The 12,951-nt window shown below is 47.1% G+C and carries 10 protein-coding genes; 5 read left to right on the top strand and 5 right to left on the bottom strand.

The genetic code is table 11. The features are described 5' to 3' along the window. Positions 1–51 precede the first annotated feature (51 nt). From NW199_RS04785 to ssb, 3 genes are all read right to left on the bottom strand, one after another. Positions 52–723, bottom strand: coding sequence for an orotate phosphoribosyltransferase (locus tag NW199_RS04785; protein WP_258333789.1), 672 nt, complete (start codon positions 721–723; stop codon positions 52–54). 18 nt (positions 724–741) lie between these two features. Then, positions 742–1,755, bottom strand: a complete 1,014-nt coding sequence (locus NW199_RS04790) for an amidohydrolase family protein (RefSeq protein ID WP_022472550.1) — start codon at positions 1,753–1,755, stop codon at positions 742–744. Positions 1,756–2,141: 386 nt separating this feature from the next. Then, on the bottom strand, positions 2,142–2,645 hold the full coding sequence (gene ssb / locus NW199_RS04795; RefSeq protein ID WP_022472549.1) for a single-stranded DNA-binding protein: 504 nt from the start codon (positions 2,643–2,645) through the stop codon (positions 2,142–2,144). 317 nt (positions 2,646–2,962) lie between these two features. Between ssb and NW199_RS04800 the strand changes: the two genes are divergently transcribed. Beyond that, on the top strand, positions 2,963–4,240 hold the full coding sequence (locus tag NW199_RS04800) for a nickel-dependent lactate racemase family protein (RefSeq protein ID WP_258333790.1): 1,278 nt from the start codon (positions 2,963–2,965) through the stop codon (positions 4,238–4,240). A gap of 49 nt (positions 4,241–4,289) precedes the next feature. On the opposite strand, the gene NW199_RS04805 is transcribed toward NW199_RS04800, so the two are convergent. Then, a complete protein-coding gene (locus NW199_RS04805; RefSeq protein ID WP_258333791.1) occupies positions 4,290–5,021 on the bottom strand; it encodes a FadR/GntR family transcriptional regulator in 732 nt (243 codons plus the stop codon). Positions 5,022–5,205: 184 nt separating this feature from the next. Here NW199_RS04805 and NW199_RS04810 point away from each other — a divergent pair, with 184 nt between their 5' ends. The 4 genes from NW199_RS04810 (at position 5,206) to rfbD (ending at position 11,882) form a co-directional block, all read left to right on the top strand. Further along, complete coding sequence (locus tag NW199_RS04810) at positions 5,206–6,573, top strand: carboxylesterase/lipase family protein (protein ID WP_258333792.1); 1,368 nt, start codon at positions 5,206–5,208, stop codon at positions 6,571–6,573. Between the two features lie 14 nt (positions 6,574–6,587). Then, positions 6,588–7,988 carry an AbgT family transporter gene (locus tag NW199_RS04815; RefSeq protein WP_258333793.1) on the top strand — a complete coding sequence of 467 codons (1,401 nt, stop codon included), beginning with the start codon at positions 6,588–6,590 and terminating at the stop codon, positions 7,986–7,988. A gap of 160 nt (positions 7,989–8,148) precedes the next feature. After that, positions 8,149–10,995 (top strand): excinuclease ABC subunit UvrA, encoded by a 2,847-nt coding sequence (gene uvrA / locus NW199_RS04820; protein ID WP_258333794.1) that lies wholly within the window; start codon positions 8,149–8,151, stop codon positions 10,993–10,995. Then, entirely contained in the window at positions 10,992–11,882 is an 891-nt protein-coding gene (gene rfbD / locus NW199_RS04825) for a dTDP-4-dehydrorhamnose reductase (RefSeq protein ID WP_258333795.1), read from the top strand. The genes uvrA and rfbD overlap by 4 nt, the downstream gene beginning before the upstream one ends. Here the strand turns inward: rfbD and galE are convergent. Continuing rightward, on the bottom strand, positions 11,879–12,877 hold the full coding sequence (galE, locus tag NW199_RS04830) for a UDP-glucose 4-epimerase GalE (RefSeq protein ID WP_258333796.1): 999 nt from the start codon (positions 12,875–12,877) through the stop codon (positions 11,879–11,881). The two genes, rfbD and galE, sit on opposite strands and share 4 nt — an antisense overlap. Positions 12,878–12,951 lie beyond the last annotated feature (74 nt).

The following is a 12,951-nucleotide window of genomic DNA, read 5'->3' on the forward strand; positions in this document are numbered from 1 at the left end:
AAAGAGGGAAATCCTCGGATTTCCCTCCCAAAGAACCAATTGAATGGCAAATTAATTTTCGCGTGTGGTGGCAATTAAGCCACGGCGAGCAGCCCATGTCCACGGCGTCTTGAGCCATTCCATGATGGTCGCCTTTTGCTCTTCGTTGATCATGCCCATTTCGACGGCTTTTTCAACAATGCGTTTGAACTCAATCATGCGGAAAACTTTGACGCCAGCTTCCTTAAAGAGTTCAGCTGTTTCAGTCATGTCGAAATTGGTGATGCTTACACAGTCGGTGACGATCGCGCCTTCTTCACGCAATGTCTTAATGGCATCCAAGCAAGATAGACCGGTAGAAATATGATCTTCAATGATCAAAACACGTTTGCCCTTTACGCTGCCGCCTTCGATACGGTCTAAGTTACCATAAGTTTTGGCGCGTTGGCGAACGTAAATCGTCGGAACGTTCAAACGATAGGCAAGAGCGGCGCTATGCGTAAGACCACCGGCTTCCACGCCGGCGATCACGTCATACTCCAAGCCCCACTTGTCAATCAGCGAAGCCATGGTTTCAATGACATCATGCCAAGCATCCGGATGGGTGATCAGCTTGCGGTTATCAACGTAAATCGGCGTGACCAAGCCAGACTTCAAACGCAGAGGTTCTTCAGTTAAGAAAGCCACTGCGTTCAATGAGAGCAGATTCTCAATCAAAATGTTTTCAGCAAGTTTAGACGGCATTTGTTCTTTCTCCTCTCATTATTTCTTGATGGGCAACGGTTCATACGGTTCGAGACCCAAGGCCATGCGACCGTTGCGAGTAGCAATTTCAACCAAGTCTTCAAAGTTGTCATAGCGGCAGCCGGTGGCCATTAAAGTCAATTCATGCCACATGTCACCGCCACTCCACGGAACCATAGCATCGGCCACATTATCCACACCGATAGCCACACGAACGCCTGCAGGTACCAATTCATCAACCGGTGTCATGGAATTGTGCATCGGTCCGATTGCTTCCGTACGCGGGGTGTCAATCCAGGCGGTCGGACAAGCAATCATCATGACGCCAGCTTCGCGCATCAGTTGGTAGAGGCGGTCGCGATACTTCTTGGAGTGAGCGGCAATAGAGATGCCGTGCACACCAACCACTCGTCCTTGCAGACCAAATTCCATGGTCTTCATGCACATTTGTTCCGTTTCATATTCAACAGCTTGGTTGAATTGGTCGACGTGGGCATGAACCATCTTGCCTTTTTCTTTGGCGGTGCCCATGATGATGTTCCAGGCCTCATCGGCTTTGCCAAAATCACGTTCGTCACGTTTGGGCAAAGCGCCGATGATGTCAACCAAATCAGCACCGATATCGAACCATTTACGGGCTTCAGGATCAATCACGCCTTTGAGTGTTTGGTTGGCAAATTTAACAGTCAACTGATCTTTGTAGTGTTCACGAGCTTTGATGCCGGCAATGATGGCACGGTCTTCACTTTGCGGATCGATGTCGACAAAGGTGCACAAGGCGGTAACGCCTTGGCTGATCATTAATTCAAACATTGTGCAAAAGCGCGTGTAGAAATCATCTACCGTTGATTCTCTTTTCAGGCGGTCCAGAGCGTCCCATTTTTGCTGCAGAGTGCAGGTGCGGCGCATTTCCATAATTTCAGGACTTAGCGTGAAGGAACGGTCGGCGTGAGCGTGGGTGTTAACCCAACCACCGTTGGCTTTAATCATCGGCTCCAGCATGGCGCGGACAGTATTTGGAATTACGGTCATTGCTCTTCTCTCTTTAGCGGTTCAAACAAACATATCTAAAAAAACGGCAATCCTTAAAAAAGGATTGCCGTTTTGGAAACATTTTCCCCTCGAGCCAGACGTAAGGCTCGGCCGATTCGATTTCGGTAATGCAAGGGGAATAAACTCATTTGTACACTCTACCCGTTAGGGGGTTAAATACACAATTAACCCGCCATCTTACTCCAGAATGAAATAAAAAATCCAGCCAGTCAGTCAGATTTTTTATAACTTCTTTTTAAACAATAAGATAGCTCTAGGAGTATAGCGCTATTCTTAGGCGAAGTTTTGTTGCCTTTGAATCAAGCGGAAATAAAAACGCCCGCTTATGATTCGAGCGGGCGTGTGTCTGATACTGAGTTCAGAAATTAGAACGGAATGTCTTCGTCAAGATTATCCAAACCGTTCACTGGAGCGGGCACGGGTTCCGGTTGGCGCGGCTGTTGATAGGTCGAAGCCGGAGCGTGTTCGGTGTGAACAGGAGCGGGACGGCGGGGAGCAGATTCAAAACCACCTGCGCCAGTGCCTTCACTGCGTTCACGGCTACCCAACATCTGCATCGTTTCAGCGATGATTTCTGTTGAATAACGATCTTGTCCGTCCGGACCTTGCCATTTACGAGTACGCAGACGACCTTCAATATAAACCGGGCGACCTTTGCGGAGATACTCGGCGGCGATTTCGGCTTGACGGCCGAAAAACACAACGCGGTGCCATTCTGTTTCTTCCTGAGGTTGACCGTTGGAATCTTTGTAGCGGCGAGAGGTTGCAACCGTAATTGTCGTAATGGCGGTACCGCCTTCAGCGGTGTAGCGCGTATCCGGATCACGACCCAAGTTACCAATAATGATGACTTTATTTACCGAAGCCATTTTCTTTCACTTCCAAAAAATAACAACACCGTTAAAACGGTATTTGATAAACACACCCAAAGGCTTCAAAGTGAGAAAACTCACCCGTTCGCATTCGAGACGTTTGGTGAGCATATTCAAAAATACGCTAAGCGCTAATTGTGTAGAAAGTTTGAAAAAATGTCCATACCGTCATAAAGGATTTTCTTGGCTTTATATGACAGTAGATCAAAAATATTACCTATCTTTGCGAAATTAATTTCTCGCTTTAAACGTAACGAGAACTAAACACAAGTTAAAATAAACAGTTGTTTCAAAAAGACTCTAAAGGACTTCCTATGGCTTCCAAACAATTTACTTTTGCCTATGGTCACGGTACGAAAACGTTTGACTACGAAGAAAACGACATTTTGAAGGTCGTTCGTACCGAAGATTTCCCTCCGATGCAAAACATTGAACAAGGTATTTTGGATGCGATCAATCATCCGATTGGCTCGCCTGCTTTGTCTGAAATTGTTAAGCCGGGTGATACGGTTGCTTTTATTTGCAATGACCCGACACGTGTTGCCAACAGTTACGACTTCATGCCGGTGTTTGTCAATGAAATGAATCGTTTGGGTGTGCCCGATGAAAATATGCGGATCGTTTTTTCTTTGGGAACGCACCGTGTGATGACGCATGAAGAAATGGTTGAGCAGGTTGGAAAAGAAGTCGCCTCCCGCATCAAGATGTATAACAGTGTCGCCACCAATGCGGACGATTTCGAGTACTTTGGCGATACGAGCCGTGGTACGCCGGTTTGGATCAATAAGCTCTTGTGTGATGTTGACCACGTTATTTTGACAGGCACCATTGTCCACCACTACTTCTCAGGTTATGGTGGTGGCAGAAAGGCTATTTTGCCGGGTTGCGCCGCCATGGAAACAGTTCGCAAAAATCACAGCTGGATGTTGGATCCTCATGCGGGTTTGGGCATCATGGAGGGTAATCCTTGCTACGAAGACCAAATGGAAGGCGTGGCGCTTTTTGCTAAAGGTCGTTCATTGTTCCTTTTTAATGCCGTTTTGAACGCAAAGCATGAATTCTTGAAGATGTTTGCAGGCGATTACATTAAGGCTCATAAGGTGGCCTGCAGCTTTGTCGATGAAGTGTATGGTTGCGTGATCCCCAAGGAAGCCGATCTTGTGATTGCCTCCTGCGGCGGCTACCCGAAAGATATCAATGTCTATCAGATGCAAAAAACGATGGACAATGCCATGTGTGCAGTGCGAGAAGGCGGGGTGGTGATTTTACTTGCCGAATGCATTGAAGGTTCGGGCTCTGCTAAGTTGGAAGAAACGTTTAAGCGCTTAAAGACGCCTGAAGCTATTCGTAAAGAGTTGGAAGATAACTTCCAAATTGGTGCGAATAAGGCCTTTGCCATTACTCGTCCTCAATCCAAAGCGGACTTTGTTTTGGTGACTAAGCTCGATAAGGACCTAGCAAAATCCATGCACTTTGCCGCTACGACAGAGTGTGTTGATGAGGCTATTGCTATTGCTAAACAAAAATTGGGCGACCATCCTGCGACGATTTTGATGCCCGAAGGTTCACTGACCGTTCCTCGTGTGGGTTAATACCCCGATAGATGAATAAACAATGGCCCGCATTTGTCGGGCCATTGCTTTAGTGATCCGAGCTTGAAATCATGTGTTGGAGGTGCTTGAAGCACAAATCTTCATCTTTGTCTTTGATGGCTTCATAAATTCCTTGATATGCCTTGATCCAAGTAGAAGATTTATTTCCTGCCGGGTTATCAATGCGTTTTAAAGCATTGACAAGCATGTGTTTACGGATAGGTACTTTGCAAATTGAAAAGGCTAATTGGAGTAGCTGGTTACCCGATAGCTCAAAAATGGTTGTGTGAAAATCTAAACCAATATCGACTGTTTTTTCCAGACATTCCTTTTTTTGTTCTTGGTTATCTAACTGATAGTAGCGCGCAACTTCCGTCTTGAAGTCATCACAACATTTTTTCAGTTTCCCCAAAATCTCCGGCGTTTGACGTTGTATGGCTAATTTGACCGCGGCCGTTTCAATAATTGTTCTGTATTCCTGAGTATCGTTTAGCACCTGGGGGTTGACATAAAAGTCCGAGATTTCCGCCATGTGTGTCGAGAAATCAAAAGAGCGCACAAAGGTTCCTTCGCCTACGCGCGTATCCAAAATTCCTAATGCATTGAGTCGCTGAAGAGCGATGCGCACAGTTAGACGGTTGACCCCAAAAGTATCGGCTAATTCACTTTCTGATGGAATTTTTTGATCAGTAGCCCAAGTTCCGTTGGTTACTAACTCTTTGATTTTTGAGCAAACTAAATCTGCTGCAGAGACTTTTTTGATTTTTAAACTTCTAGCCATGTCTTTATCTCAATGGATCTGAAAAGGTCACCAATAACCCCAGATGATCGTTAAGTGGGAAATTGTACGGTTAACCGTCTGTTTTGAAAAGGAAATCACTATCGGGATAGTCCCAATACACAGGTAAACAGAAAAGGTAGTAGATTACCTAGCGAACAAGTGAACAAATAAACAGGAGGCTGTTATGTCTTGTCCTGAAGTGATGACACAAACCGGATTGGTTCGTGGATTTGAATGCAATGGTGTGTTCAAGTTCAGAGGCGTCCCCTACTGCAAACCGACAACTGGTGAAGGCCGTTTTAAACCGGCTCAAGCTGCCGAACCTTGGAATGGTGTTTTAGATTGCACGAAAGAAACACCGATCGCTCCTCAAGGACCGTCAGATCTGGAAGGTCCGATGGGGCCGCTTAATCGCCGCTACGACGAGGATTGTTTGACTCTGGAAATTTCTACGCCGAACGTTAACGAAAAATTGCCGGTAGCCGTTTGGTTTCACGGCGGCGCCAACGTGAGTGGAGCCGGAAACATTGATTGGTATGACGGCTCGGAATTGGCTCGACAAGGTCATATGGTTGTTGTGGGGGTGAACTTCCGTATTGCGGCATTGGGCTTTTTGGTCCATCCGGCCTTAAACACCGACAACCTGTCCATCATGGATCAAATTGAGGCTTTGCGTTGGGTTCAGAAAAACATTCATGCTTTCGGCGGTGATCCGGACAACGTAACCGTGTTTGGTCAATCCGCCGGTGGCAATGCCATTGTTCATATGATGGGTCTTGAAGAAGCCGATGGTTTGTTCCAGAAAGCCATTTTGGAAAGCCCGTCCATCGGTCGTGGCAATCACACCATGCAAGACGCCATTACCGTTTCAGAATCCATTTTTAAACATTTGGGTTTGAGCGCAACCGATCCTCAGTTGGGTGAAAAAATTCGTTCAAAGTCTGTTGATGAAATTTTGGCAGCCACGGACGCTTGCTTTAAACAGGACTGCGGAGCGAAGTATGCCGGCATGATTTTCCGTCCTGTCAAAGATGAATGGCACACAACCCAGGCAACGATTGATGCCGCGGTTAAAGGTGCTGCTCGTAAAAAACTCAAGATTGTGATCGGAACGACTGCCGATGAAGTGCATGCTTTCACTTTGGCTCGTGATCCGGAAAGTGAGAAAAAGAGCGCGGCGATGCAGTTGGCCCGTTATGACTGGCCCGCTCAGGAATTTGCTGCCCGTACTCAAGAGGCAGGTTGCCCGACTTGGAAATACCGTTTCATGTGGAAGGCGCCCGATTCGGTGTACGACTCTTGCCATACCATTGAATTGCCGTTTGTTTTCGGAACGCTAAAAGCGTGGGAAAACGCCGCGATGTTATCCGGGGCCACTCAAGAAGAAATGCTTCGTTTGCAAAAAACGATGCAGACGTTGTGGATCAAATTCTTCAAAGATGGTGAATTTGATGAACAGTGCTGGCCGCAATTTAGTCGCAAGCACCCCGTCCACAAGATCATCGATAACGAAGAAAACGGTGTATCGGAAGTCGTTTTTGAGCAAGCTTAAAAAGGGACTAAGAAATGACAAAACAAAAAGAAAGTTTTTCCGACAAGGTCTTTCGCTTCAGTATTCCGCACGTTTTAGTTTTGATTTTATTAATCATTCTATTTTGCTGCGGTTTGACCTACATCCTGCCTGCAGGCCTTTATGAAATTGATCCTCAAACGGGATTGGTGGTACCGAATTCTTTCCATTGGGTGGAGAATTCACCAATCAGTCCCTGGCGTGCTTTGGTTGAAGTAACCAACGGCGTAGCTTCTCAGGGTGTGATTTTTGCACTGCTCTTCATTATGGGCGGTTTGATTTACGTGGTGATTGAATCCGGTGCTATTAACAACGTGATCAATTACTCGGTCTATAAACTCCAAGACAAAAGCATTACGGTTTTGGTACCGGCAATCGTTGTTTTGATGTCGGCGATCGGGGCCTTGGCCGGTCAGGATTCATTAGTTACATTTGTGCTGGTGGGCTTGCTTTTGGTGAAGAAGCTTCGTTTGGACAAAATCGCTGCTTTGTCTATCTTTTATTTGTCTTATATCACGGGTCAAGCCGCAGGTCCGACGGTTGCCATTATTTTGATGGCTCAAGAGACCGCAGGCCTTGCTCCTATTTCAGGTTTGGGTGCCCGTTTAGTTGTTTGGGCAGCTTTGACGCTTCTTTGTGTGATTTACACGACTCGTTACTGCTTAAAGATCAGCAAAGATCCCTCTCGCAGTATTTTGGGTTGTGTTGAAGAGCCTGATGGCAACGATGAACTCAATAAGAGTATTCCGGTCTTGGGTACAAAAGACATCGTGACGGCTCTGTGCATGTTGGTGCCATTTGCTTTCTATGCTTATGGTGCCGCAGCCTACGCATGGGGCTTCCCTAATTTGATCGCTTTTGCCATGGTGGCTGTGATCGTGGTGGGTATTGTCAACAGAACCAATCCGAACGAATTGGCCGTTACTTTCTTAAAAGGCGCTTCGGCCATGGGTGGTATTTGCTTGATGATCGGTTTTGCCAAAGTGGTCGGGATTGTGCTCACGGACGGCAAAATTTTGCACACGATTGCCTACGCTGCTGTTACGGCTATCGGCGGGTTAGGTGATGCGTTTACCGCTTCCGGTATGTTCCTCTTCACTACGGCAATCAATCTGTTAATTCCGTCCGGTCCTGCCAAAGTGCCGATGCTTATCCCGCTCTTTGTGCCTGTCGCGGATGTCTTGGGCATTACCCGCCAGGTGATGTGTCTGGCCTTCCAATTGGGTGACGGTTTGACGAACTTTGTGACGCCGGTCTCCGCCGTCTTGGCTGCCGCATTGTCCATGAGTGGAGTGGATTTGCGTCAATGGTGGCGTTATGTTTTACCGTACACGGGCATTACATTCATTATTGCTATTGTGGCTCTCACCATTCTTCAATCGACTGGCTGGAGCTAAAGGCTCTTAACAAATAACAGAATAACTTCAAGCGGTTGCCCTCAATACCTTCCCTAATTACCGGAGGTATTGAGGGTCTTTTTATGTAGCAAAAATAATTTTGTTTGTATTGGGCTTAAGACGCTAAAATCAAAAGTTAACTTTTTGAAGGCGACACAGTATGCACGGCGACATTCACATTCGTGGGGCTCGCACTCACAACCTAAAGAATATTGATCTGGATATTCCGCGTGATCAGTTGGTGGTTATCACGGGTTTGTCGGGGTCGGGGAAAAGTTCTTTAGCTTTCGATACCTTGTATGCAGAGGGCCAACGTCGCTATGTGGAAAGCTTGTCGGCCTATGCACGTCAATTTCTTGATCTGATGGAAAGACCGGATGTCGATTTGATTGAAGGACTTTCTCCGGCTATTGCCATTGAACAAAAAGCGGTTAACAGTAATCCGCGTTCAACGGTCGGCACCATCACCGAGATCATGGATTATCTTCGCCTATTGTTTGCTCGAGCCGGGACTCCCTACTGCCCAATCCATGGCTTGCCTTTGGAGGTGACGCCTGTATCCTCAATGGTTGACCGTATTTTGCAAGGTCCTGCAGAAAGCAAAATCATGGTTTTGGCGCCGGTCGTACGTCAGAAAAAATTAGACTTTGATCGCTTTTTCCAAGATATGCAGACTCAGGGCTTTATTCGATTTAAAGTCGATGGCGTCCGCTATGAGGTGGAGACGTTGCCACAACTTGATCCGAAGGAAAGGCATGACGTAGATGTCATCGTGGATCGATTAAAAATTCGCCCTAATGCTTCGCAGCGCTTAGCAGAAAGCCTGGAGACGGCATTAAAGTTGGCCGATGGCCGTGTGGTCATCGAGGATATGGACACCGGTGAACGACAGCCTTTTTCAAGTCACTACTGCTGTCCGGAATGTGGTTATAGCATCGAAGAACTCGAACCAAGACTTTTTTCATTTAATAACCCCATGGGAGCTTGCCCTGTGTGTAACGGCATGGGCGAGAGCATGGTTTTTACAGAAAAAAGCGTTGTCTGTCATCCAGAGTTGTCTTTAAGCTCGGGAGCTATCCACGGTTGGGATAGGCGAAATCTATACAACTTTGATTTGATAGAAGCCGTAGCCAAAGCGGTTGGTTTTGATGCGGAGACGCCTTGGAATCAACTTAAGCGCAGTGATCAGGAAGCCGTGTTATGGGGTTTGGGTGACAAAACAATTGAGATGCCCTATCGACGGGCCGGAACTGTTACCTATAAAAAAGAGATCTTTGAAGGGGTGATCGCTATTTTGAACCGTCGCTATGCCGAAACTCAAAATGAGGCGGTTCGGGAGGAGTTAAACCGCTATCGAGAACTCAAAGTCTGTGATGCCTGTAAAGGAACACGGTTAAAAGAGGCGGCCAGACACGTTTTCATCGGACACGGGAACCATAAAAAGGCCATCTATGAAATCACAGCCATGCCTCTTTCTCAAGCTCATGAGTACTTCAGAGGACTCAAGATTGAAGGAAGTAAGGCAGAGGTTGGGAAAAAGTTGGTTGCGGCAATTGAGCAGCGATTGACTTTTTTAACAGATGTCGGATTAGGCTATTTGACTCTTGATCGTCGGGCAGATACTTTGTCGGGCGGAGAGGCCCAGCGAATTCGTCTAGCCAGTCAAATCGGCTCGGGTCTGACCGGGGTGATGTATGTTTTGGATGAACCGTCTATCGGGCTGCATCAACGAGACAACGACCGACTGATAGAAACGTTAAAGCGCCTTCGTGATTTGGGTAATTCCGTCATTGTGGTTGAGCACGATGAGGATACGATTCGGGCGGCGGATTTTGTTGTCGATATGGGCCCGAGAGCTGGGGAAGACGGCGGCAGAGTTGTCGCCTTTGGGACACCTCAACAAATTACCCATAATCCGAATTCCCTGACCGGTCTTTATTTGAGCGGCGAGAAAAATATGCTGCCTTCGGGTAAGCCTAAACGCAGATCCGGGGAGGCTTTAAGACTGATAGGAGCCAAGGGGCATAACCTGAAAAATGTGGATTTGGAAATCCCGGTGGGTTTAATTACGGTTGTAAGCGGAGTCTCGGGGTCTGGTAAATCAACCTTGATCAATGACACGCTTTATCGTGCTTTGGCGCAAAAACTTTATCGAGCCAGTGCGTCGCCTGAGCCTTTTGAGCGCATAGAAGGAAGCGAGCTATTCGATAAGGTTATCAGTGTGGACCAAAGCCCGATCGGTCGTTCTCCGCGTTCCAATCCCGCCACCTATACGGGTCTATTTACGCCGATCAGAGATCTTTTTGCTCAAACCCCCACTGCTAGAGAACGTGGTTATGACGCCGGCCGCTTTAGCTTTAACGTGAAGGGGGGAAGGTGTGAGGCTTGCCAGGGTGAAGGCTTTATTAAGGTCGAGATGAACTTTTTGCCGGATATGTATGTGCCATGTGAACATTGCCATGGTCAACGATACAATCGTGAAACGCTGGAGGTGCTCTATAAAGGACTCAATATTGCGGAGGTATTAAACCTAACCGTAGAGGAAGCTAGAAAGATTTTTGCCACGCATCCGATCATATCGCGTAAGTTGGATACTTTGGTGGATGTGGGGTTGGGCTACGTCAAATTAGGTCAAAGCGCTTTGACACTTTCAGGCGGCGAAGCGCAGCGAATGAAGCTTGCTCTGGAATTGTCGAGGAAGGACACTTCCCAAACGCTTTACATTTTGGATGAACCTACAACAGGCCTTCATTTTGAGGATGTCAAAATGCTGGTTGAGGTTGTGAAAAAACTGCGTGATGCCGGCAACACCGTTGTAATCATCGAGCATAATTTGGATGTCATTGCCTCGGCCGATTGGGTTGTGGATATGGGGCCTGACGGAGGACAAGATGGCGGTGAAATCGTGGCCTGCGGAACGCCCGCACAAATTATGAAAAATAAAAAGAGCGTTACGGGGATTTATCTGAAAAAGCATCTGGACGCGATTAAGGGAAAGAAAAATTGAAAGTCGTTTTGTTTGGCGCAGGCGGACAAGTAGGAAGTTCTCTTCTAGAACTTTTTAGAGATGACTTCGACTGGGTTTGTCCGCAGAAACAACAATTCGGTGGTGATTTGCTTTATCCCGAGGCAGTTTATCGATATCTCTTGTGTGAGCAACCCGAGGCTATTGTCAATGCAGCGGCTTTTACGGCCGTTGATAAGGCTCCTCGCTATCTTTGTGAGGCTCAGACCGTCAACGCTGAAGCGCCGGCATTGATGGCTCAGGCCGCTTCGGAGTTGGGCGCGTATTTCGTGCATTTAAGTACGGATTATGTCTTTAACGGAAACGGAGAAAAAGCCTGGAAAGAATCCGATCAGAAGAATCCGGTTAACGCGTATGGGAAAACAAAGGCCAAAGGAGAGGATCTGGTTTTAAAACACGATTCCCAAGCGTTAATTCTCAGACTTTCCTGGCTTCACGCTCCTGGTCACCTCAATTTTGTTTCGAGTTTTTGTAAAAGGTTGCAGGAACAATCGGAAGTTTCTGTCGTGACGGATCAATGTGGATCGCCCACTAGCGCAAGAGATGTGGCAGAAGTCATTAACCTTTTACTGAGTAAGGACAAAAACGGCACACCTCTTCACGGCATTTATCATTTCGCCAATCAAGGTTTTTGTTCCCGTTATGAGTGCGCACAATACATTCTTCGTGTTCTCAAGGAAGCTGGCATAAGTTGGGCTTCGAATAAAAATATTGTTCGCGCAAAAACCGCTGATTATTTGTCGTCGGAACCGAGACCTCTTAATTGCCGACTTGATACGCAAAAACTTTGCTCGCAGCTGTCAATAGCACCTCGCTCCTGGCAGGAGGCCTTATGTGCGACATTAAAGCATTATTGCCAAGAAATTTAGTGACAATTTTTCTGGAAAGCCCAAGAGTGACGACACATCTCCTCGAGCCCGTATTGTGCTTTCCAACCCAGTAATTCCAATGCGCGTTTAGGGTTGGCCCAATTGCTGCCGACATCGCCCGCACGACGCTCGACGATCTTATAGGGGATGGGTTTGCCACAGGCTTTTTCGTAGGCATGAATGATATCGAGAACAGAGTAGCCGACACCTGTTCCTAAGTTAATGGCGATCCATCCCTTGTGAGTCAAACTGTATTGTGCGGCGTTTACGTGTCCTTTTGCCAAGTCCACAACATGGATGTAATCGCGAACACCCGTGCCGTCCGGCGTGTCGTAATCATTGCCAAAAACGCGGACCGCTTCGAGTTGACCGGCGGCTACGCGGGCAACATAAGGTAAGAGATTATTGGGAATACCTCTTGGATTTTCGCCGATTAAACCGCTCTCGTGCGCACCGATCGGGTTAAAGTATCTCAAGCAAACGGCGGACCATTCGGGGTCGCTCACACAGAGATCGGACAAAATTTCTTCGACCTGAAGTTTCGTGCGTCCGTACGGATTGGTGACCGATAACGGATGATTTTCGTCAAGCGGCAAATATTGGGGCGTACCATAAACCGTGGCGCTTGATGAGAAGATAATGCGTTTGATGCCGAGATCTTTCATGGCACGCAAAAGCGTAATTGTTCCGGTGATGTTGTTGTCGTAATACTCTAACGGTTTTTCCACGGACTCACCGACCGCTTTCAGACCGGCGAAGTGTACAACCGCTTCAATTTGGTGTTTTTTGAGCACTTCGTACATACGGCTGTAGTCACGGATGTCGCCTTCCTCAAAGGTAACAGGCTTACCCAGTATTTCTTCAAGCCGCTCTAAGACGGAGGCGTCGCTATTGCAGAAATTGTCATAAATGACCACCTCATGACCGCTTTTGGTCATTTCTACCGCCGTGTGTGAACCGATAAATCCGGCTCCGCCCGTGAGCAAAATACGCATTTTTAAAATTCCTACAGTCGTCGAAATACCGAAAATGATACTGCAATAGTGCCGAATTAACATTAAGATGGACT

This window comes from Parasutterella secunda (genome assembly GCF_024733725.1).
Classification (GTDB): domain Bacteria; phylum Pseudomonadota; class Gammaproteobacteria; order Burkholderiales; family Burkholderiaceae_F; genus Aphodousia; species Aphodousia faecalis.